The organism is Hydrosulfovibrio ferrireducens (assembly GCF_046883345.1).
Classification (GTDB): domain Bacteria; phylum Desulfobacterota; class Desulfobulbia; order Desulfobulbales; family Desulfurivibrionaceae; genus Thiovibrio; species Thiovibrio ferrireducens.
Genome location: NZ_JALKCW010000014.1, coordinates 38,327 through 60,885 on the forward strand (window position 1 = coordinate 38,327; position 22,559 = coordinate 60,885).

Below are 22,559 nucleotides of genomic sequence, written 5' to 3' on the forward strand. Positions count from 1 at the left end.
CGGGAATAAAGCGGAATCTTCATGATCTTCGAGTTCTTAAAAAAAATCTGCAAACGCAAGCCCAGAACCATTTCTTTTTATGGCCGCACGGACACCGGCATGGTTCGGGGCCACAACGAAGACAGCTTTTGCTCGCTCCGCAACCGGCGTCTTTTCGTGGTCGCCGATGGCATGGGCGGCCATAATGCAGGCGAGATCGCCAGCCACCTTGCCATCGAAGCCCTGCTCGAATTTCTCTCGGAGGAAAAAATCCGGGAAATGCGCGGCAACGACGAGGAAATCCACCAGAGTATGCTGGCGGCCTTCGCCCATGCCAATCAGGCAGTAATGAACAAGGCCGCTGCCGAGGAAACGATGAAAGGAATGGGCTGCACCATGGTTGCCTGCCTTCTTGACGAAAATCGCCTCCACACCTGCCATGTGGGCGACGCACGCTGTTATCTTTTTGAAAATGCCAGCCTGCAACAAATCACCACGGATCATACCGCGGTGACGTACATCAGCAAAATCGATGCCGACAACAAAGAAATCCAGATCCCGCGGCATGTGGTAACCCGCGCCATCGGCTTCAACTCCCCGGAAGGGCCGGAATACCACAAAACCATTTTACGGCCTGGCAACAGGGTGCTCCTCTGTTCCGATGGGTTGTGGAACATGGTTGACCACACCCGGCTTGAGCAAATCCTCCTCAATGCCCCCACCCCGGAAAAAGCCAGTGAAACCTTGGTCAAGGCGGCCAATGAGCAAGGCGGGCGCGACAACATCACTGCCCTGGTCATTTTTTATTAAAGGGAGATACAATGTCTGCCCAGCACAACGCTCCGAATACCCTTGAAAATATCGCCGCCGATCTTATGGCCCTGGCCAATGATCTTGCCCAGGGAAAACTCCGGGTTGGCAATCGGCTGGTCGAGATAGGAAACCCTCTGTTTATTAAAACCAAGCAGAAAATCACCGGCGACACAGCCTATTGCACCCTTTCCTTTCAAGTGCCCCTCCGGAATTCGGACCAGGAAGAGACGGCAATGCCCGATCAGAGGCATGCGTTTAAAAAAAGCGATGCCCGCGGCGCTGGCAAGGATGCCCGTTTACAGGGACGCCCCCCGGAGGGGAAAAAAATAAAAAAAGAGATTGCAAGCCTCTGGAAAAGCGTTGGCAAAAAACTGGAACAGGGACAGGCTCCCACCCCTGCAGAAGAAAAATCCCTTCTTGCCGCCTTTGAAAACTTTTGCCTTTTCTCCGAACCAGCTTGGCATGAAGAATGGCTCCGCTGCACCACGATCCTGCGGGAAGCCTTGGCCTGCGCCCACAGAGGAGATCTGCCCACCGCACTGGCGCATGCGGAGGAAGTGAATCGTCTTACCAAGGACTGCCACAAAAAACACAAGTAGCCTCTCGCCATGACCCCCTTCGAGATTGTCAAAAGAACCCCGAAAAATAATTGCCGGGAATGCGGCTATCCGACCTGTCTCGCTTTTTCCGCGGCTGTGGCCAAAAGCGGCGAGGATCTTGGCAAATGCCCCTATCTCGACACCACCGGCCTGAATGTTTTGCAACCCCCTGGGGTTGCTCTGGAAGAACTTTCCGGGCAGCGCGATCAAGTCCTTATCGAACACCTGAAAAACAAGATTTCCACCCTGGACTTTTCCCGTATTGCCGCCCCCCTCGGCGCCAGCCTCCGTGGCGAGAACAACCAGGCCCTGTCGTTTCTTTTCCTGGCGCAGGAGATTTTCCTCGACAAGCAGGGCATTCTCCTTGACGGCCACCCCCCGGATGACCCCAGGGACCAGATCCTTCTCTATAATTATATCCACTCCCAGGGAGGACCGGATCCGACGCTTGACTGGATCGGCCTGGAAACCCTGCCAAACTCCATTTCCAAGGTAAGAACCCTTGCCACCTATTGCGAAAACAGACTGGCGGAACTCTTTGCCCCACTTCCCGCCGCAACAATCATGGCCGCTTGCCGGGCGTTAGGCGGGATTTCGCATCCGACTCCTTCCGCGACGCTCGGTTGCATTATCCCGGTTCTGCCCAAGATTCCGCAATATCTTGTCTACTGGGAATCGGAGCCGGACGAAGGATTTCCCGCAAAGGTCAAGATGCTTTTCGACCGCCAGGTGCTCAATTTCCTCGACCTGGAATCCCTGATTTTTTCAGCGGAACGCCTAGCGGATCGATTCGCCCTCGAGCTTGCCTAAGCAGAGTGCCCTCTGCTGATGGCCACCCTGCCCCGTGATCAACTGATGACATTCCGGCAAATTCCTGTCATACTGCGTTCTCTTACATAAAAAACATCCCTTCCAATAGTCAGATAAAGAGTCATGGCCCGACAACCCGCCCCACACACCGCTCCCCTGGCAGAACGGTTGCGCCCGCAAACACTGGCTGATTTTGTCGGGCAAAAACAGCTTCTCGGCGAGGACAAGCTTCTCCCTCGGCTCATCCGCCAGAGCTATCTGCCCTCCCTGCTTCTCTGGGGTCCGCCCGGCACCGGCAAAACCACCCTGGCCCGGATCCTGTCCCGGACAACCGGGGCGGAGTTCACCTTCTTTTCCGCAGTGCTGTCCGGAGTCAAGGATATTCGCGAAATAGTGTTGCAAGCCCAGGCCGCCAAGGATGAGCGCAACATCGCCACCATTCTTTTCGTGGACGAAATTCACCGTTTCAACAAAAGCCAGCAGGACGCGTTTCTTCCCCATGTGGAAAGCGGCCTCTTGACGCTCATCGGCGCAACCACCGAAAATCCCTCTTTCCACGTCATCGCGCCCCTTCTCTCCCGGTGCAGGGTTCTGGTGCTTGAACCGTTGCAGCCCGAGGACTTGGAAACCATTATCCAGCGGGCCATCACGGACAAGGAACAGGGGCTGGGCTCCTGGCAGATAACTCTTGCGCCGGAGGCTTCCGCCCACCTGGCCAGAATTGCCGACGGCGATGCGCGCAACCTGCTGAACAGCTTGGAAATCGCCGCCAATCTTGCCGAACCGGATGCCACGGGCGCCCGGCATATAACCCTGGCCACGGTGGAAGAAGCCATCCAGCGCAAAAGCCTGCGCTACGATGCGGACGGCGAGGAGCATTACAATCTGATTTCGGCCCTGCATAAAAGCCTGCGGGACAGCGATCCGGACGGCGCCCTGTACTGGCTGTGCCGGATGCTCGCCGCCGGGGAGGAGCCCTTGTACGTGGTCCGCCGCCTGATCCGCTTCGCCTCGGAAGACATCGGCAATGCGGACCCGCAGGCCCTCATGGTTGCCATCAACGCCAGGAACTCCTATCAAACCCTGGGCAGCCCCGAGGGAGAACTGGCCCTGGCCCAGGCCGTCATCTACCTTGCCACCGCCCCCAAGAGCAATGCCGTCTATGCCGCGTACAATACGGTAATGCAGGAGATCAGGCGCACCGGCAGCCTGCCGGTGCCGCTCCACCTCCGCAACGCGCCAACCGCACTGATGAAGGATCTCGGCTACGGCCAGGGCTACCAGTATGCCCATGACGACCCGCACGCCTTGGTGGATCAGCATCATTTACCAAAACAACTTGTTGGAAAAATCTATTATCAACCCGCCAATCGAGGGTATGAAGCAGTGATCCGGGACCGCCTCACCAAATGGCGGCAGTTGTTGCGGGATCGAAAAAAACAACCAGCCTGATTCTCTCTTTAGACGATTGTCAGACCAGGAGCGCATGACCACCATGAACAGACACGCCGTTTTTTTGCTGTTTTTCTCTCTTGCCCTGCTCAGCATAACCGTGCCCACGGCAGGGGATGCGGCACAACAGGCCCGCCCCCCTGTTCGGCACGAACTGAGCCTCTTTTTTGCCAATGATGTACGGGGGGAAACGGAGCCGTGCGGCTGAAAAAGCAACCAGTTGGGCGGTCTGCCCAAGAAAGCGCACCAGCTTGAATCCCTGCGGGGAAAAAAATCCGCGGTACTTGCCCTTGACAGCGGGGCCCTGCTTTTCAAGAATGAAAAATTGCCTCCGGACCAGCGCGAACAGCTCGCAGTTACCGCGCAGGGAATTGTCGCGGCATACAGCACGATGTCCTTTGGTGCGGTGGGCGTGGCCAGAGAGGATCTCGCCGCGGGTCTGCCCTTTCTCCTCACCGTCCAGAAAAAATCGAGCTTCCCCTGGCTGAGCGCCAATCTGCTCAGCCGCAGCGAACGAAAGCCCTGGTTCAAACCGCACACCTTGATCACGGCAGGAGGTCTGCGCATCGCGGTCATCGGCCTCACCGCCCAAGGGGCGGACTCGCTCTTCACGGAAAAAGACAACGCGGTCATTGCTCCCTGGGAAGAGGTTTTGCCCAAGGAAATCGCCATGCTGCGAGACCGGGCAGACATGACCATTCTGCTTTCCAGCTTCCCCGCCCCGGTAAACCGCAAAATCGCGGAGGCCCATCCCGAGATTCACCTGATTCTCCAGGCAGGAAACACCCAGGGCAACATCGCGCCGGAGCGGATCAACAACACCCTGATCACCCAGGTGGAATCCCAAGGCAAATCCGTGGGCATTCTGGAGGTGCTATGGAACAAACAGAGCAAGAGATGGGAGGAGTCCGGCGCTGAAAATCTGCTGACAGACAAGAAAAACGAGCTGGACCGCTTGGGATGGCAGATCAACCGGTACCGCAAGCAAGGCGAGCCGGCGCAGGCATTCAAGAACCAGCCCCAAATGCTTGCAGTCTATAACGACCTGCTTGCAAAGCGGCGACTGCTGGAAGAAGAGATTCTCCGTCTCACCGCCCAACAGAAGGCGCGGGAGACAAACCGTCAACGATTCTCCTCGTACAGCCCCCATTTTGAAACCATGCGCAAGGACCTTCCGGACAACCCGGCGGTCCGGGCCATTGTCGATGCAACCACCAGCGAGGTGAACCGGATCGGCAAGGCGGCGGTAAAGGCAAGAATCTCGGACAAGACCGGGCAACCCCAGGGAGGGCTTCCGGAAAATTATGCCGGCAGCACCGCCTGCACAAGCTGCCATGCCCCGCAGTTTGCCAAATGGCGCGCCACCCAGCATGCCACGGCCTATGACACCCTGGAGGCCAAGGGGCAGCAGTTCAATGTGCAGTGCCTGCCCTGCCACATCACCGGCCCCGCCGCCCAGACCGGCCAGGAAATGCTCGCCCTTGCCCATGATTTGCGCCAGGTCGGTTGCGAATCATGCCATGGCCCGGCCCGCGCGCATACCCGGCAACCGGCGGCGGCCAAGGCCGGCCAGCCGACCATGGATACCTGCCTGCGCTGCCACAGCGGCGAGCATGACGACAGATTCAACTTCAGCGAGGCGCTCTCCCGCCTCCGCTGCGGCGGTGACTGAGCTTCGGGCATAAAAAAAGGCCAGGAGGCATATGCCTCCTGGCCGAAAATCATTGCACTCCGCAGTGGGTTATTTCACTTCTTCAAAATCCGCATCCACCACATCGTCGTCATCCTTCTTTGCCCCACCGGCCTGACCACCGCCTTCGCCGCCTTCCGGCGCCTTGTCCTTGGTGGCCTGGGCGTACATCATCTCAGCCAACTTATGGGAAGCCTGGGTCAGGGACTCAAGCCCCTTCTTGATCGCCTCCACATCGTCGGATTCCATGAGCTTCTTGAGGCTGTCGATCTCGACCTGCACCTTGTTCTTGGTCTCGCTGTCAACCTTGTCGCCCAGATCCTTCATGCTCTTTTCCGTGGCATAGATCATGGAATCGGCCTGATTCTTGGTCTCGACCAGCTCCTTGCGCTTGCGGTCCTCGTCGGCATGGGCCTCGGCGTCCTTCTGCATCCGCTTGATCTCGTCCTCGGAAAGGCCGCTGGAGGCGGTGATCCGGATGGATTGCTCCTTGCCGGTGCCGAGATCCTTGGCGGAAACATGGAGAATGCCGTTGGCGTCGAGATCAAAGGTGACCTCGATCTGCGGCACCCCGCGCGGGGCCGGGGGAAGATCAGTCAGCTCGAAGCGGCCGATGGTCTTGTTGTTTGCCGCCATCTCGCGCTCGCCCTGGAGCACATGGATGGAAACCGCGGGCTGGCTGTCCGCCGCGGTGGAGAACACCTGACTCTTCTTGGTGGGGATGGTGGTGTTCTTCTCGATGAGCTTGGTCATCACCCCGCCCAGGGTCTCGATGCCCAGGGAGAGCGGGGTAACGTCGAGGAGCAGCACGTCCTTGACATCGCCCTTGAGCACCCCGCCCTGCACAGCGGCGCCGATGGCCACAACCTCGTCGGGGTTCACGCCCTTATGGGGATCCTTGCCGAAGATCTCCTTGACCTTCTCCTGCACCTTGGGCATCCGGGTCATGCCGCCGACCAGGATCACCTCGTCGATGTCCGCCGCGCTGATCCCGGCATCCTTGAGGGCAATCTTACAGGGGTTGACCGTACGCTCGATCAGATCCTCCACCAACCCTTCCAGCTTGGCGCGGGAAAGCTTCATCTGGAGATGCTTGGGACCGGAGGCGTCCGCCGTGATGAAGGGGAGGTTGATGTCGGTCTCCATGGTGGTGGAAAGCTCCATCTTCGCCTTTTCCGCTTCTTCCCGCAACCGCTGCAGAGCCATATTGTCGGTGCGCAGATCAATGCCCTGATCGCGTTTGAACTCGTCGGCAATCCAGTTGACGATGCGCATGTCAAAGTCTTCGCCGCCGAGAAAGGTGTCGCCGTTGGTGGATTTCACCTCAAACACCCCGTCGCCGATCTCCAGCACCGAGATATCAAAGGTGCCGCCGCCCAGATCGAAGACCGCGATCTTTTCCTCACCCTTCTTGTCCAGGCCGTAGGCCAGGGCCGCGGCCGTGGGCTCGTTGATGATCCGCTGCACATTGAGGCCCGCGATCCGGCCCGCGTCCTTGGTGGCCTGGCGCTGGGAGTCGTTGAAATACGCGGGCACGGTGATGACCGCCTCGGTCACTTCCTCGCCCAGATATTCCTCCGCGGTCTGCTTCATCTTGGTGAGGATCATGGCGGAGATCTCGGCCGGGGTCATCACCTTGCCGTCAACCTCAACCGCTGCGTCACCATCCTTGCCGTTGACGATCTTGAACGGGCTGATCTCGATGCTCTTTTTTACTTCCGCATCGGTGAACTTACGCCCGATAAGCCGCTTGATGGCATGCAAGGTGCGGGTCGGATTGGTGACTGCCTGGCGTCGCGCAACCTGGCCCACCAACCGCTCGCCGCTGCTGGAAAAAGCCACCACCGACGGGGTGGTTCTGTTGCCTTCCACATTGGTGATAACCTTGGGCTCGCCGCCTTCCATCACCGCGACACATGAATTTGTTGTTCCTAAGTCAATGCCAATAATTTTTCCCATCTCATATTCTCCTTACCTAACGGGATGAAACATCCTTGTTATTTATTCTTCAACATTACCCTTTGAAACGACGACCTTGGCCGCCCGGATAAGTCTGTCCTTAAACATGTATCCCTTCTGATATTCCTGCAAAATCTGGTTTTCCGGCACGTCCGCGCTGGCTTCCATGGCCACGGCTTCATGGAAATTCGGATCAAAGGGTTGCCCTTCGCCGGCCAGGGGTTTTACCCCGAATTTTTCCAGGGCGCCAAGCAGTCCCTTGCAGGTCAGTTCCACCCCGGTCAAAAGAGTTTCGGCATCAGGGGAGCACTTGCACTGGGCAACGGCGCGTTCGAGATTATCAAGAAAAGGAAGCAACTCCCGCAGAATGTTCTCTTCCGCATACTTGAGCGCTGATTCACGCTCGCGCTGCATTCTCTTTTTGAAATTATCCTGCTCGGCCGCCATGCGCAGCAGCTTGTCCTCAAGCTCCCGGTTTCTCTCCAAGGCCTTTTCCAGTTGAACCGAGAGATCTTCCTCCTCGGCCGCGGCCTGATTTTCCCCTGAACGCTCCGGCTCAAGAACCTCTTCTCTCTTTTCTTCTTGCTCAGCCACCCGTTTCTCCTTTCCGGCGCGATACATCCCTGGGATGTGCGAATCGGACTGTATCCTTCTGCAATAACTTGATTTTTCCAAGTGATTTCAAGTTTGTGTCCAACAATAAGTATGCTCTTTTTCATTGTCAAGACACGCGGCGGGAATTGTCGAACGGCAAAAAAACCGGCCCCGCAACGCATTTTTGGCGCTAACCCTCTGTTTTTACGTCCTGCCGGCGAATCCACGCGGCGCAAGCCAGAGGCAATATGGCTTGCGTCATGAAAAAAATTTTAGACATCCGCGGAATCACCGATAATGACTGTAGCAGCTACTCGGCTCTCTATTGAAACAGCAGGATCACACCCCATGCGACCCGGAACAATCATCCCCCTCACACTGTTCGTCTTTGCCTGCGTCTCGGTCAGCGGCGCGGATATGCGCCCGATAAAGAAGCTTCGGGCCGGAATCCCACCCTATGCCGTGACGGAAAAAATCGCCCGGCACAACGATCAATTCGTGGCCGGCAGAGCCGCGGACAAGCCATTGCGAACGCCGGGCACTCCGCACATGGTCTGGCTGGCGGATTGCGATGCCCGGGTGCAGGCGACGCTCTTGTACCCTGACCCGGTTGACACCATCTATACGGTCCGTAATCCCGGCAATCAATTTTCGCTCTCCGCCGGGGCGATTGACTACGGGGTCAAAGAACTCCTCTCCCCTGTTTTATTGATCACCGGCAACACCAACAGCGACAGCCTCCGCCTCTTTGCCAAAGGGTATAGCCATCTTGGCCCGGACCTGCGCCGCAACCTTGATGATCTGCGTCTTTCCTTGGGCGAAGGCGTGGCGGGCAGTGGCCTTGGGGCAATACCAGAGGCGCGGCTGGTTGAAAAAAATGTTGATTTCCAAGTGGCCACGGCCGTGAAACGCTATGGGCACAGGATAGAAAGCGGCAGGCTGGTGGTGATCGGGGCGGTGATTGACCTGAACAATCAATACGGACACGGGGCCAATCGGTTGATCATCATCAACATCAATGGCGAAACCGACCGGGAAAGATTACGAGCCATGCACCATCTCATCCGGCTGGACAAACGGCTGCTCGCCCTGGTTGGCCGCAAGCCCTAGCAAAAAAAGCAGGGCCAGCGGAAAGACCTACCAGGCACAAAAAACCCCGAACGGCAATTCCGTTCGGGGTTTTTCATACACAACAACTTAGGATGTTCAGCGCATTAGCAACCGAAAACCTTCTGCAACGGCGGAACGGTCTGCTTTTTGCGGCTCATCATGCCGGCTACCCACATGGAGTTGTTGGCGATCTTACCGCCGAAAGCCTGCTCGATAACCGCGGGCTCATCGGAAACCACCAACAGGTCGGTGCCCTCTTTCACAACGTCGGTGAGCATGAACAGTACGGAATGACGGCCATCCTTCTTGAGATCCTCAAGGGCCTTGTACAGGTCGGCGCGAATGCCGGCAACCTGATCCAGGGTGGCGAGTTCGATCTGGCCGATGCCGACCTTCTTGCCGTTCATGTCGAAATCCTTGTAGTCGCGGAAAACGAGATCCTTCATGGGAACACCTTCCACGGAAGACTTGGCTTTCAGCATTTCCATGAAGAGCGCATCGGTGTCGGCAACGCCAGCAATGGTTTTCAGCGCGGCAACCGCAGCCTTGTCCGGAGCGGTGCAGGTGGGGGACTTGAAGTTCACGGTGTCGCTCAGGATGGCGGAAAGCATGGCGCCGGCAATATCCTTGGGCAGAGCGACATTGTTGTTCTTGAACATCTCGTACAGCACGGTGCAGGTGCAGCCAACGGGCTGGGCATTGAACACGATGGGATTGTTGGTGGTGATGTCACCGATCTTGTGATGGTCGACAATGGCGATGATCTCGGCGTCCTTGATGTTTGCCGGAGCCTGACCGATATCACTGAAATCGACCAGGGCGACCTTCTTGCCGGCGGCATCCATCATGGTCTGGGGTGCGGCCAGGCCAAAGTTTTTGAGCACTACGGTGCTCTCGGGGTTCAGCTTGGCTGCCTCAATCTGCATGCAGGCAACGGCGGCGGTGCCGGTCGCCGTCAGATAATGGGCATAGGCAATGGCGGCGGCAACGGAATCGGTATCGGGATTTGAATGGCCAACAACACAAACAGACATGGTGATCCTCCTTAAATTTTTTTAATGAACCAAAAACATCCTGTTCCGATCCCAGAACAACGACCTTCCTGAAATCAGAAAATATATGTCACTTCCTAAAATTAATACCCAGCGCAGGACAACATTATAAAACGCGCAAAGAATAGTGCTATTAGGGTAGAGAGTCAAGAGGAAAGAAGCACGGGGAGAGACAATCCTGCCTCGCCCCGCATGAGGACGCAACCTGCCAATATTACAAGACAAAAACAACAAACACTCCCCAGGCCAGGTTTTGTCTTGCCCCACGCCCTTGTTTTATGTAACAATTCACTGCAGACTTGATTTTCCGTAAAGACAACCCCTGTCACCGATTGAGCATCCCCATGAAGGCAACTGAAGCACCACACGAGGCGGCCCAACCCAACAAGGCTCCAAAACGCCAGAAAATCCTGGTCGCAGAGGATAACCCGGTGGTCCGCAAGGGGTTGAACAATTTCCTGGTGAAATGGGGCTACGAGCCGATTGAGGCGGATAACGGCGACACCGCCTGGAACGCCCTTGAAACCGACCCCACCATAACCATTGCCATTCTGGACTGGAACATCCCGGGCCTGAGCGGCATGCAGGTCTGCCAACGTATCCGCATGCGCGCGGCCGGGCCGGTCTCCATAGGCACCGCGTTTAACGAGGCTACAACGTATCCGCATGCGCGCGGCCGGGCCTTATGTGTACACGGTCATCTTCAGCGCCCGCAGTTCCATCGAGGAACAGGTTCTCGCCCTGGAAGGCGGAGCGGACGATTACCTGGTCAAACCCGCCAAACCCTCTCTTCTCAGGGCCAGACTCGGGGTTGGCCAGCGGATCCTCACTTTATTGGCCGGCCCCAAGCCCGGCCCGGCCAAATAAGCGCGTCCTCCATGCCCCACCATAAAAATATTGTGCTTTTTGATTTGGACGGCACCCTGGTTGACAGCCTCACCGACCTGGCGGATTCGATGAATCGCGTCCTCAACCGGCAAGGGCTTCCCCTCCATCCAATTCAGGCCTACCGTTATTTTGTCGGAGACGGAATCACCAATCTGGTCCAGCGCGCCCTGCCGGCCGAAGCTCGGCAACCGGAGACCATTGAGGAGTGTGTGCGGGAAATGCGGAGGGAGTACAGCGCGCACTGGGCGGACACGACCCGGCCGTATCCAGGCATTGCCGAGCTGCTCGATGCGTTGACGAACCGGGGGATCGAGATGGCCATCCTGTCCAACAAGCCCGATGCCTTAACCCGGAAGGTTGTCGAGACACTCCTGCCAAACTGGCGGTTTGCCGCAGTTGCGGGAGCCAGGGAGACAATCGCCCGAAAACCCGACCCGGCCGGGGCATTGCGCATCGCCAGCCTGCTGCATCATGCGCCGCAAGAGTTTCTCTATCTGGGCGACACCAACACCGACATGCAGACCGCCCGTGCTGCCGGGATGTTTGCCGTTGGCGCGCTTTGGGGTTTTCGCACCGCGGACGAACTGAAGGAAAATGGCGCCCAGGCCTTGCTTTCCGTGCCCCTTGAGCTCTGCCCGTTGCTGGACCACTGCCCTGAATCTTAAAAAAAATCCCAGGCGCGCAACGCGCACAAGGGCAACACCCACTAGGCGCTGAGCCGCTCCGCTTCCTTGGCCTTTCGTATCTCGCAGGCGATCTGGAACGCTCTTTCCTTTCCGTTTTTATTCACGGAAACAGAGGTTTTCCCCTGCTTGCCAACACGATTTACCCAGCTCACCTCATAGCGATTCAGCTTCTCGTTAAACCGCACACCGACAACCCCGGTGGTGGTGTTGCTCACCGTGACAAGATGTTTGTCGGTCCGGACTTTCCCCAGCTTTTTCTCCATGGTGTCGCGCCAGGTAAGGGCGGCAAGCAGGCTTGAGTAACGCCCGCCACATTTGCCATCGGAAAAAAACTTCGAATGCGTTGTCCCCTGAAAACGAACCCGCACATACCAGCCGTGGGTGCGTTTGTCTTCCTGGTCTATCCGCGCCACATCCTTGTGTTTTTCAAGCATAACCTTCTTTGCCATAACTGCTCACCTCGCACAGGTTCAAAACCACTGAATACCATGCCCAATGTTTCCATCGGCAACATGGCCCCCCCTGCGCCAATTACTGTTTTTTCACAGAGCCTTGATATTGATAAGACCAAAGAAACAACAGGATCCTTCAATAAGGCCTTTATCTATATCCAATTAACATTTTTTTTGCAAGCCGTAGCAGGCAGATGTTTTTCACATTGGGTGGCAAGCCAGGATATTCCCCTGTAAATCCGCAGCACCTCCTTGCAAACACCTTCTTCCTTGCATCACATTTTTACAATACCGGGCATTTCAGCCCCGGACGTCTTCTCTTTCCCCCGGCAAACTGGTATATACAAACCTTTTGGTGATCTGCCGGGTGGTGCAAACACCCCCGCCGGCACGCCATAATTCCTGGATTGGCTCGGGCAAAAAGCGCACTCGATGCGGGTGTGGCTCCCCTTGCCTTCCCAATAATCCAAGCACAGGCAGACCCATGACGCGCACCGCGGAAAAATTTCTTGCCCTCCTCGAAATTGTCAATCGGCTCAGGGCGCCGGATGGCTGCCCCTGGGACCAGAAGCAGACCCCCCAGACCTTCAAACAGTATCTCGTCGAGGAAACCCACGAACTCCTCGAGGCAATCAACGACGACGATCCGAGCCACATCTGCGAGGAACTCGGGGATCTCCTGTTCCAGGTCATCTTCCTCAATAATCTTTACCAGGAAAAAAACCTCTTCACCCTTTTTGACGTCATCGACTCCATTTCCGCCAAGATGATCCGCCGCCACCCCCATGTCTTCGGCAATCAAACCGTGGAATCCGAGCAGGAGCTGCACCGGCAATGGCAGTCGATAAAGAGTCAGGAAAACGCGCGAAAAGAACAACCCAGGCACACCCTGGGCTCCATCCCCAAAAGCCTGCCCGCCCTGCGCAGGGCGCAGCGGGTGGCAGACCGGGTCGCCCGGGAGGGCTTCGACTGGCCCAATCTTTCCGGCGCCGTGGGCAAGGCTGGCGAGGAATTCCAGGAACTGCGGGAGGCCTTATCATCAGGGAATCGCGAACAGATCCAGGAAGAGCTTGGCGACCTGCTCTTCGCCCTTGCGGTTGTGGCGAGAAAGGCCGATATCGACGGGGAAGAAGCCCTGCATGATGCGACAAACAAATTCACGACCCGCTTCCTCTCCCTTGAAAAAAGGATGCTTGACCAAGGCAAACGGTTTGCCGATCTTACCCCCGATGCGCTCCTGGATGCCTGGCAGCGGAACAAAACAGAGCCCCAATCATCACCAGAAAACGATTGACAAACAAACGGTTAGTTGCTATCAATCGCGATTGTTTTTTTATTATTTTCCCACATACCTCCTTGCTCTTCGCACGAAACGCAAAAAGCAAGGGCCACATGACCACAAGGAGGAATCAATGCGCAGGTACGAGACAATTGTCATTGTCAAGCCGGGGGCCGGAGAAACGGAATTCTCCACGGTTTCCGACAAGGTAACCGGAACCGTCGAAGGTTTTGGCGGATCCATCGTGAGAACCGACAGATGGGGCCTGAAAAAATTGGCTTACCCCATCAAAAAGGAAACCCAGGGCGATTTTTTGTATGTCGAATATGCCGGACTGCCTGACGGTGTCAAGGAAATGGAGCGGCTCCTCCGCATCGACGACCGGGTTCTCAAATTCATGACGGTAAAAACCCAGGATGTCTTCATCCCGGATGCCCCCAAGCCGGAAGGGCTTGCAGAGCCGGAAACCGCTTCCGCGGACACAGACGAAGCCTCTGAATAGTTTTTTTGCGCCCGCCGCAATCAAACTATACATATAGCGAACCAGAAAAGAGGAAAAGAACATGGTTATCAAGAAAAAGAAGATTTTCAACCGTCGCAAGGTCTGCCGTTTCTGCACGGACAAGAGCCTTATGATTGATTACAAGGATGTCAAAACCCTTCGCAACTTTGTGACGGAACGCGGCAAGATTATCCCGCGGCGCATCTACGGCAACTGCGCCCATCACCAGCGGCAGCTCACCGAGGCAATCAAGCGCGCGCGCCAGATTGCCCTGTTGCCTTACGCCGGACAGGCTCACCTGTAGTACAGGAACCAGCCAGGAATCGTGTTCTTCCGTGCAGGAGCAACCAGACAGACAGAAACCATCGGGGCTATCGCTGTAACAGCCCTCGTTTTCACGGTGCCGGCTGTTTTCCCCGGCCTTGAGTGGTTCCACTGCCTGATGCCTTTGCCCGCGTACTACTTCCTGAGCGTTTACGACCGGAAACAGGGCGCGGTCATTATTGCCTGGGCCCTTGGCATTGCGGGCGGCATCACCCTGTGGGCCGGAACCATGCCGGTACTGCTTTTTTCACTGACCCTCCTGCCCGTCGGCTTCATCCTAGCCAAGGCAGACAGGGAAAATGAACCGGCATTGCGCGCCGGGATAAAGAGTGTTGTCTATCTCGTCCTTGTCTGGCTCATCTCGGGCTGGCTGGTCGGGTTGGCAACCCAGAGCAATGCCTATCTTGAACTGCGGCAAAGCGTGGACCATGGTTTCGAGGCGACCTTTGCCATGTACCGGGATTCAGGACGCTTCCCGGCGAAAGATCTTGAAGAGATCAAGCTCTTCATTGCACAACTCAGGGAACAGGTGGCACGGCTTTTCCCGGCCTTGCTCCTCGTCTCGATCATCAGCACCGTCTGGCTGAACATCGTTGCCGGCCAACGGTTGCTGAAGAGAAAAGACCCCTCCCGGACCAACCGGGAGGATTTGAAAAACTGGCACCTCCCGGACTTTTTGGTCTGGCTTGTTATATTGACGGGCATTGCCCTTCTTGTCCCGGATGAACGGCTCAACACCCTGGGCTTGAACATGGGGCTGGTGCTTCTGGTGCTGTACCTTACGCAAGGGTTGGCGATTGTCTCGAGCATGATGCAGAAATGGTCGTTGCCGAAGGCGGTCAGGGTGATAACATACATCCTCCTGTTCTTGCAGGTGTACGGTATCGGTTTTGTTGCAGTGCTCGGCTTGGCTGATGTCTGGGTTGACTTCAGGAAGCCGCGGCTAAAAAACGATGCGGACGACACCTCGGTGTCGTAATTTTAACAAAAGAACTACTATGAAACTGGAGACTTTTTCAGAGTCTTCATTTTTCAGAAATAATGAATCCAGGCAAAGCCAGGATTCAACCGGAGGTACACCATGGAACTCATTTTAAAAGAAACCATTGACACTCTTGGCGAGGAAGGCGATGTTGTTAAGGTAAAGGACGGCTACGGCCGCAATTTCCTGATCCCTCGCCGTCTTGCCGTGCCTGCCACCAAGGCAAACCTTACCGTTCTGGAAAAGGAAAAGGCCGCCATTGTGGCACGGAAGAAAAATCAGCGGGATGAGGCGGAAGCCCTGGCCAAAAAAGTTGCCGGCGCCACTGTGGTCATTGCCCACCGTTCCGGGGATGACAACAAGCTCTACGGCTCCATCACCTCCGCCGACATTGCTGAAAAGCTCGCCGAGCTGGGTATTGCAATCGACAAGAAAAAGATCGTTCTTGACGAGCCCATCAAGAGCCTGGGCGTTACCATGGTGCCGGTAAAGATCGGCTACCAGATTTCCGCGGAAATCACCGTGGAAGTCGTTCCCCTGGCTGCGGAATAAGTTCACGCCCGCCACACAGAAGGCAGACTTGGGCTCCGGCTCATATACCGGAAATCCCCTTGCTTTGTCCCTGGAATAACGCAGGATAACCGAAGGGGGGCGGAAATCGCCCCCCTCCATTGCAGCCAACGATACTCCATGGAATCCGGACCAGGCCCTTCCACCACCCACCGTCTGCCCCCGCAGAATCTTGAGGCCGAGCAATGCGTTCTCGGCTCAATCATGCTGCAACAGGGCGCCATGCCCAAAGCGGCAGAGACTCTCACCGAAGACGATTTTTACCGCGACGCCCATAAATACATCTTTTCCGCCATGATCACCCTGTTTGACCGTGGCGAACCCCTTGACCTTATCACTATTTCCAACCTGCTGAAGGACAACAACCGGCTGGAGGCGGTGGGCGGTCCCACGTATCTTGCCACCCTCACCGATATCGTGCCGGTGGCCGCGAATATCGCCTATTACGCCAAGATCGTGCGGGAAAAAGCGATCCTCCGCAGGCTGATCCAGACCGGCACCGAAATCGCCGGCCGCTGCTACGAAGAACAGGACGATATCGACGGCCTGCTTGACGACGTGGAAACCACCGTCTTTGAAATCTCCCGGGCCAAGAGCGGCCAGTCCTATCATTCGCTCAAGACCGTCATCTCCGACACCTTCAAATACATCGAACAGCTCTACGAACGCAAGGAACACATCACCGGCGTTCCCACCGAATACCATGACTTTGACAAGATGACCGCGGGGCTGCAGCGCTCGGATCTCATCATCCTGGCCGCCCGTCCCAGCATGGGCAAAACCGCCCTGGCCGTCAACATGGTGCAGAACGCCGCCCTGCTCCACAAAGTGCCGGTGGCGGTGTTCAGCCTGGAGATGTCCAAGGAGCAGTTGGGCATGCGCATGCTCTGCTCCATCAGCCGGGTTGACGCCCAGCGGCTACGCACCGGGTTCCTCAAAGAGCAGGATTGGCCCAAGCTCACCCGGGCGGTGGGCATGCTTTCCGAAGCCCCCATCTACATCGACGACACCCCGGCCATCACGGTGCTGGAGATGCGGGCCAAGTGCAGGCGCCTGAAAACCGAACACAACATCGGCATGGTGGTGGTGGATTACCTCCAGTTGATGCGGGGCAAGGCAAACACCCAGTCCCGCGAACAGGAAATCAGTGACATCTCCCGCTCGCTCAAGGCCATGGCCAAGGAGCTCAGCATCCCGGTTCTCGCCCTTTCCCAGTTGAACCGCAGCCTGGAAAATCGCCCCAACAAAAGACCGCAGCTTTCCGATCTGCGCGAATCGGGCGCCATTGAGCAGGATGCCGACGTGATCATGTTCATCTACCGCGATGAGGTGTACAACAAGGCGGAAGACAACCCGAGAAAGGGGATTGCCGAAATCATCATCGGCAAGCAGCGTAACGGCCCCACCGGCACCGTGGAGCTGGCCTTTCTCGACCGCTTCACCTCCTTTGAAAATCTTGCCCACCAAAGTTTTCCGCCAACGGAATAAGAAAAGGTTGAGAGTCTGTGGTGTGCAGCCTGTGAGCAGCCGCGCCTCTTGCAACCGCCCCAAAAGTTCCCGCCCATCCCGTCGAGGGAGGGGGGATTTAATGAGAAAAAACCGGATCAACGAATATGAAATACGACTTCAAGGCCATCGAAGAAAAATGGCGCTCCCACTGGCTTAAAAACAGCACTTATAAGGCCAGCGAAGATTCCACCCGGCCCAAGTACTATCTTCTGGAGATGTTCCCATACCCTTCGGGCCGCATCCACATGGGCCATGTGCGCAACTACACCATCGGCGATGTGGTGGCCCGCTACAAGCGGATGAAGGGCTTCAACGTTCTGCATCCCATGGGTTGGGACGCCTTTGGCCTGCCCGCCGAAAATGCGGCGATCAAGCACGACACCCATCCGGCCAAATGGACTTACGAAAACATCGACTACATGAAAAAACAGTTGCAGCGCATGGGTTTCAGCTATGACTGGGATCGCGAACTCGCCACCTGCAACGACAAATACTACCGCTGGGAACAGCTCCTGTTCATCAAGATGTACGAAAAGGGACTGGTCTACCAGAAGGTAACCACGGTCAACTGGTGCGAGACCTGCCAGACCGTGCTGGCCAACGAGCAGGTCATCGACGGCGCCTGCTGGCGGTGCGACAATGCCGTGCTGCCCAGGGAGATGAACGGCTGGTTTTTCAAGATCACCGACTATGCCGAGGAGCTGCTTGCCGGTTGCGACACGCTCACGGGCTGGCCGGAGAAGGTCCTCACCATGCAGCGCAACTGGATCGGCAAGAGCGTGGGCGCCGAGGTCAATTTCAAAATAGAAAACTCCGAAAAAACCCTCACCATCTTCACCACCCGGCCGGATACCATCTTTGGGGCGACCTTCATGTCCATCGCCCCGGAACACCCGTTGGCTTTGGAATTGAGCGCGGGCACCCCCCAGGAAGAGGCGGTCAAGGAGTTCGTTGCCCGGATCAAGGTCGAAAAACAGCGGCAGCGGCCGGAAGATGAGATGGAAAAGGAGGGGGTCTTCACCGGCGGTTACTGCCTCAACCCCTTCACCGGCACAAGGCTGCCGGTGTACGTGGCCAATTTCGTGCTCATGGAATACGGCACCGGCGCGGTGATGGCGGTTCCGGCCCATGACCAGCGCGATTTTGAATTCGCCAAAAAATATGGGATTGAGATCAAAGTCGTCATTCAGCCCGAGGGCGAGCCCCTTGATCCGGCGGCCATGAGCGAGGCCCACGAAGGGACAGGCACCCTGGTCGCTTCCGGGGAGTTCACCGGCCTTCCCTCCGAAAAGGCCAAGACCGCCATCACCGCGGCGGCCACGGAAAAAGGGGTCGGCTGCCAGCGCACCACCTTCCGCTTGCGCGACTGGGGCATCTCCCGCCAGCGTTACTGGGGCGCCCCCATTCCCATGCTCCACTGCGCCAGTTGCGGGATAGTGCCGGTACCGGAAAAGGATCTGCCCGTCAGCCTGCCCACGGATGTCCAGTTTGACAAATCCGGCAAATCGCCCCTGCATACCCTGGAAAGCTTCTACCAGACCACCTGCCCTCTCTGTAACGGCCCGGCCCGGCGCGAAACCGACACCATGGACACCTTTGTCGAGTCCTCCTGGTATTTCGCCCGCTACGTTTCCCCCCGGTTCACCGAGGGGGTTTTGGACAAAGCCAAGGCTGACTATTGGCTGCCGGTGGATCAGTACATCGGCGGGGTGGAACACGCCATCCTCCACCTGCTTTACTCGCGCTTTTTCACCAAGGTTCTGCGCGATCTCGGCTACCTGTCCATTGACGAGCCCTTCACCAACCTGCTCACCCAGGGCATGGTGATCAAGGACGGCACCAAGATGTCCAAGTCCAAGGGCAACGTGGTGGACCCCAACGAGCTGGTGGAAAAATACGGAGCCGACACGGTCCGGTTGTTCAGCCTCTTCGCCGCCCCGCCGGAACGGGATCTGGAATGGAGCGATCAGGGGGTGGAAGGCGCATACCGCTTTTTAAACCGGGTCTTCCGCCTGGTGGACGACAATCTCGGGGTCTTTGCCACGCCCAACTCCACCCTGCCCCAGGAGATGAATGCGGCAAGCATTGCCCTGCACCGGAAAACCCATCAGACCATCCGCAAGTTCGGGGCGGACATTGAGGCAAAGTTCCACTTCAACACCGCCATCAGCGCGGTAATGGAGTTGACCAACACCCTGTACAGCCTGGCCGCCGATGAGTCTGGCGAAACCGCTGACCCTGCGGTGATCCGCGAGGCCATTGAGGCGATGCTCGCCCTGCTCTCCCCCATGGTGCCGCATCTATGTGCCGAACTCTGGGAGCTGACAAAACATCCCACCCCTCTTGCCGAAGTGCTTTGGCCGGAGTACGATGACGAGGCGGTCCGGGAGGAGGCGATCACCATCGTGGTCCAGGTGAAGGGCAAGGTGCGCAGCCAGCTCCAGGTTGCTCCGGGCACCAGCGATGCAGACCTTGAAAAAATGGCCCTGGCCGAGGACAAGGTGCAAAAATTCCTGGAAGGCAAACCGGTGCGCAAGGTAATCGTCGTACCGAACAAACTGATCAACATTGTGATTTAGTGTGACGCCAGCCCCCCAAGGAGCCAGACCATGAAAATCCTTCCCTTAAAAACCCTGAGTTTGCTCTTTGTCGTGCTGGTTTTCGCCGGATGCGGCTATCACAATCCCAACATGCTGCCACCGGACAAACAGGGACGGGTCCTCAAGCTCCATATTCCCATCTGGCCCAATCCTACCAATGAAATCCGGCTTGCCTCCGACATCAACAATGCCCTGCAGGACTGGCTCGGCCAGAGCAAACAATTCACCCTGGTAAACAACTCCGGCGACGCCGATTATGTCCTAAACGGCAGAATCAACGCGGTGAGTTATACCGGCCGGGCCTATGACGCCAAGGACCGGGCCCAGGCGCTCATTGCCACCCTGAACATTGACTACACCGTCACCGACACCCAAACCGGCAAACCGGCCTGGGAAGCCAAAGGCTTCGCCCTCACGGAAACCTATTCCCTCCAGACCGACGCCCACAAGAGGCAGGCCCTGGAAACCCTGGTGGATAACCTGTCCGAACAGATATATCTCCGCCTGTACAGCGCCATCTCCCGCCATGAGAAAAACAAGAGCCGGGGGAAATGACCGCCATCAGTTCCCGGCTAAATATGATTCGCAATATCCCGCAGGGAAAGGTATATAGCAACGTTTCCTGATCATTTTTTGTCCAATAATCACATCGCCACCGAACCAGAAACTGGAGGTCCCCATGCCATCCCGCAGAGAACTTGCCAACGCCATCCGCGCCCTGAGCATGGATGCCATCCAGAAAGCCAAGTCAGGCCATCCCGGCGCGCCCATGGGCATGGCCGACATCGCCGAAGTCCTGTGGAACGACTTTCTCACCCATAATCCCGCCAACCCCAAATGGGCCAACCGCGACCGCTTTGTCCTCAGTAACGGCCACGGCTCCATGCTGCTCTATTCCCTGCTCCACCTCACGGGCTACGACCTGCCCATGGCGGAGATCAAAAACTTCCGCCAGTTGCACGCCAAAACCCCGGGCCACCCGGAGTACGGCTACGCCCCCGGCATCGAAACCACCACCGGTCCCCTGGGCCAGGGCATTGCCAACGCGGTGGGCATGGCCATAGCGGAAAGAACCCTGGCAGGCCAGTTCAACCGGCCCGGCCATGCAATTATCGACCACCACACCTATGTGTTCATGGGCGACGGCTGCATGATGGAGGGCATCTCCCACGAGGCCTGCTCCCTGGCCGGAACCCTGGGGTTGGGCAAGCTCATCGCCCTGTACGATGACAACGGCATCTCCATCGACGGCGAGGTACAGGGCTGGTTCACCGACAACACCCCCATGCGCTTTCGCGCCTACGGCTGGCATGTCATCGAGGGCGTGGACGGCCATGACGGCGAGGCGGTGAAAAAAGCCATTGCCGAGGCCAAGGGTGTTACGGACAAGCCCTCGCTCATCTGCTGCAAGACCGTGATCGGCTGGGGTTCCCCCAACAAACAGGGCAAGGAAGATTGCCACGGCGCGCCCCTGGGTGACGCTGAAATCGCCCTGGTGCGCCAGACCATCGGCTGGCCCCACCCTGCCTTTGAGATCCCGGCCGAGATCTATAGTGGCTGGAACGCCAAGGACAAGGGCGCGGCCCGCGAGGCCGAATGGAACACCCGCATGGCCGCCTATAAAGCAGCGCACCCGGAACTTGCCGTAGAGCTTGAGCGCAGGCTTTCCGGCACACTCCCCGCCGACTGGCAGGCAAAGGCCGGAGCTTACATCGACGCAGTCAACGCCAAGGCGGAGAAGGTCGCCACCCGCAAGGCCTCCCAGAACTGTCTGAACGGATACGGCCCTCTGTTGCCGGAGTTCCTCGGCGGCTCGGCGGACCTGGCCGGCTCCAATCTGACCATCTGGTCCGGCAGCAAGGGCATCAACACGGATGCGGGCGGCAACTATATCTATTACGGTGTCCGCGAGTTCGGCATGGCAGCCATTGCCAACGGCATCGCTCTGCACGCCGGCTTCATCCCCTACACCGCAACCTTTTTGATCTTCTCCGAATACGCCCGCAACGCCCTGCGCATGGCCGCGCTCATGAAGCAGCGTTCCATCTACGTCTTCACCCACGACTCCATAGGGCTCGGCGAGGACGGCCCCACCCATCAGCCGGTGGAACAGGCAGCAACGCTCAGGATGATCCCGAACATGGGGGTCTGGCGGCCCTGCGACGCAGTGGAAACGGCAGTGGCCTGGAAAATTGCCATCGAGCGGGCCACCGGCCCCACCTGCCTGCTGCTTTCCCGGCAGAACCTGCCCCACCAGCCCCGCACCGCCGAACAACTGGCCAACATCGCCAAGGGCGGTTATGTCCTGCTTGACTGTGGCGGCGATACGCCGGACGCCATCCTCATCGGTACCGGTTCCGAGGTCGAGCTTGCAGTGGCGGCGGCCAAGGAGCTTAGCGGCAAGGGCAAGAAGATCCGCGTGGTCTCCATGCCCAGCACCGATTGCTTCGAGAGCCAGAGCAAGGAGTATCAGCAATCCGTGCTGCCTGACGCGGTCCAGGCCAGGGTCGCCATCGAGGCCGGAGTAACCGGTGGCTGGTACCGCTATGTGGGCACCAAGGGGAGGGTCATCGGCCTCGACCGCTTTGGCGAATCCGCCCCGGCAGAGCAGTTGTTCCCCTACTTCGGCTTCACCGTGGAGAATGTGGTCAAGGCCGTGGAAGAAATTTTATAGTCCTCTTTAGAAACAAGACTAGATTACAGAAACCA

Annotated in this window: 21 protein-coding genes and 1 pseudogene; 18 read left to right on the top strand and 4 right to left on the bottom strand. The window is 57.5% G+C overall.

What is annotated here, in order from left to right:
- Positions 1-21: 21 nt before the first annotated feature.
- The 5 genes from MWR57_RS06810 (at position 22) to MWR57_RS06830 (ending at position 5,325) form a co-directional block, all read left to right on the top strand.
- Positions 22-789, top strand: coding sequence for a PP2C family protein-serine/threonine phosphatase (locus MWR57_RS06810; protein ID WP_423124049.1), 768 nt, complete (start codon positions 22-24; stop codon positions 787-789).
- A gap of 11 nt (positions 790-800) precedes the next feature.
- A complete protein-coding gene (locus MWR57_RS06815; RefSeq protein ID WP_423124050.1) occupies positions 801-1,391 on the top strand; it encodes a hypothetical protein in 591 nt (196 codons plus the stop codon).
- A gap of 9 nt (positions 1,392-1,400) precedes the next feature.
- Positions 1,401-2,201: a DUF3786 domain-containing protein gene (locus tag MWR57_RS06820; RefSeq protein WP_423124051.1), complete on the top strand. Its 801-nt coding sequence runs from the start codon at positions 1,401-1,403 to the stop codon at positions 2,199-2,201.
- A 123-nt stretch (positions 2,202-2,324) separates the two neighbouring features.
- Positions 2,325-3,653, top strand: a complete 1,329-nt coding sequence (locus tag MWR57_RS06825) for a replication-associated recombination protein A (RefSeq protein WP_423124052.1) — start codon at positions 2,325-2,327, stop codon at positions 3,651-3,653.
- A 43-nt stretch (positions 3,654-3,696) separates the two neighbouring features.
- Positions 3,697-5,325: a UshA-like (seleno)protein gene (locus MWR57_RS06830; protein WP_423124053.1), complete on the top strand. Its 1,629-nt coding sequence runs from the start codon at positions 3,697-3,699 to the stop codon at positions 5,323-5,325.
- 69 nt (positions 5,326-5,394) lie between these two features.
- Here the strand turns inward: MWR57_RS06830 and dnaK are convergent, their stop codons facing one another.
- Positions 5,395-7,302, bottom strand: coding sequence for a molecular chaperone DnaK (gene dnaK, locus MWR57_RS06835; RefSeq protein ID WP_423124054.1), 1,908 nt, complete (start codon positions 7,300-7,302; stop codon positions 5,395-5,397).
- Positions 7,303-7,344: 42 nt separating this feature from the next.
- Complete coding sequence (gene grpE / locus MWR57_RS06840) at positions 7,345-7,896, bottom strand: nucleotide exchange factor GrpE (RefSeq protein ID WP_423124055.1); 552 nt, start codon at positions 7,894-7,896, stop codon at positions 7,345-7,347.
- Between the two features lie 348 nt (positions 7,897-8,244).
- On the opposite strand from grpE, the gene MWR57_RS06845 reads away from it, so the two are divergent.
- Positions 8,245-9,006 (top strand): carbonic anhydrase, encoded by a 762-nt coding sequence (locus MWR57_RS06845; RefSeq protein ID WP_423124056.1) that lies wholly within the window; start codon positions 8,245-8,247, stop codon positions 9,004-9,006.
- A gap of 104 nt (positions 9,007-9,110) precedes the next feature.
- Here the strand turns inward: MWR57_RS06845 and MWR57_RS06850 are convergent, their stop codons facing one another.
- Positions 9,111-10,040 carry a manganese-dependent inorganic pyrophosphatase gene (locus MWR57_RS06850; RefSeq protein ID WP_423124057.1) on the bottom strand — a complete coding sequence of 310 codons (930 nt, stop codon included), beginning with the start codon at positions 10,038-10,040 and terminating at the stop codon, positions 9,111-9,113.
- A gap of 362 nt (positions 10,041-10,402) precedes the next feature.
- On the opposite strand from MWR57_RS06850, the pseudogene MWR57_RS06855 reads away from it, so the two are divergent.
- From MWR57_RS06855 to MWR57_RS06865, 3 genes and pseudogenes are all read left to right on the top strand, one after another.
- Positions 10,403-10,657, top strand: a pseudogene (locus MWR57_RS06855) (response regulator transcription factor); the annotation flags it as partial.
- A 67-nt stretch (positions 10,658-10,724) separates the two neighbouring features.
- Complete coding sequence (locus MWR57_RS06860; RefSeq protein ID WP_423124121.1) at positions 10,725-10,925, top strand: response regulator transcription factor; 201 nt, start codon at positions 10,725-10,727, stop codon at positions 10,923-10,925.
- 11 nt (positions 10,926-10,936) lie between these two features.
- On the top strand, positions 10,937-11,611 hold the full coding sequence (locus MWR57_RS06865) for an HAD family hydrolase (protein WP_423124120.1): 675 nt from the start codon (positions 10,937-10,939) through the stop codon (positions 11,609-11,611).
- A gap of 41 nt (positions 11,612-11,652) precedes the next feature.
- Here the strand turns inward: MWR57_RS06865 and MWR57_RS06870 are convergent, their stop codons facing one another.
- Positions 11,653-12,081, bottom strand: coding sequence for an AP2 domain-containing protein (locus MWR57_RS06870; protein WP_423124058.1), 429 nt, complete (start codon positions 12,079-12,081; stop codon positions 11,653-11,655).
- A gap of 487 nt (positions 12,082-12,568) precedes the next feature.
- Here MWR57_RS06870 and mazG point away from each other — a divergent pair, with 487 nt between their 5' ends.
- From mazG to tkt, 9 genes are all read left to right on the top strand, one after another.
- A complete protein-coding gene (mazG, locus tag MWR57_RS06875; RefSeq protein WP_423124059.1) occupies positions 12,569-13,378 on the top strand; it encodes a nucleoside triphosphate pyrophosphohydrolase in 810 nt (269 codons plus the stop codon).
- 118 nt (positions 13,379-13,496) lie between these two features.
- Positions 13,497-13,865 carry a 30S ribosomal protein S6 gene (gene rpsF, locus MWR57_RS06880; RefSeq protein ID WP_423124060.1) on the top strand — a complete coding sequence of 123 codons (369 nt, stop codon included), beginning with the start codon at positions 13,497-13,499 and terminating at the stop codon, positions 13,863-13,865.
- Between the two features lie 61 nt (positions 13,866-13,926).
- The gene (gene rpsR, locus MWR57_RS06885; protein ID WP_423124061.1) at positions 13,927-14,169 is read left to right on the top strand and encodes a 30S ribosomal protein S18; all 243 of its coding nucleotides are present in this window, start codon (positions 13,927-13,929) and stop codon (positions 14,167-14,169) included.
- A 21-nt stretch (positions 14,170-14,190) separates the two neighbouring features.
- Positions 14,191-15,168 carry a DUF2232 domain-containing protein gene (locus MWR57_RS06890; RefSeq protein WP_423124062.1) on the top strand — a complete coding sequence of 326 codons (978 nt, stop codon included), beginning with the start codon at positions 14,191-14,193 and terminating at the stop codon, positions 15,166-15,168.
- A gap of 102 nt (positions 15,169-15,270) precedes the next feature.
- Positions 15,271-15,723 (top strand): 50S ribosomal protein L9, encoded by a 453-nt coding sequence (gene rplI, locus MWR57_RS06895; RefSeq protein WP_423124063.1) that lies wholly within the window; start codon positions 15,271-15,273, stop codon positions 15,721-15,723.
- A 138-nt stretch (positions 15,724-15,861) separates the two neighbouring features.
- Positions 15,862-17,229, top strand: coding sequence for a replicative DNA helicase (gene dnaB, locus MWR57_RS06900; RefSeq protein ID WP_423124064.1), 1,368 nt, complete (start codon positions 15,862-15,864; stop codon positions 17,227-17,229).
- Positions 17,230-17,354: 125 nt separating this feature from the next.
- Complete coding sequence (gene leuS / locus MWR57_RS06905; protein WP_423124065.1) at positions 17,355-19,829, top strand: leucine--tRNA ligase; 2,475 nt, start codon at positions 17,355-17,357, stop codon at positions 19,827-19,829.
- Between the two features lie 30 nt (positions 19,830-19,859).
- Complete coding sequence (lptE, locus tag MWR57_RS06910) at positions 19,860-20,405, top strand: LPS assembly lipoprotein LptE (RefSeq protein ID WP_423124066.1); 546 nt, start codon at positions 19,860-19,862, stop codon at positions 20,403-20,405.
- Positions 20,406-20,529: 124 nt separating this feature from the next.
- Positions 20,530-22,524: a transketolase gene (tkt, locus tag MWR57_RS06915; protein ID WP_423124067.1), complete on the top strand. Its 1,995-nt coding sequence runs from the start codon at positions 20,530-20,532 to the stop codon at positions 22,522-22,524.
- Positions 22,525-22,559 lie beyond the last annotated feature (35 nt).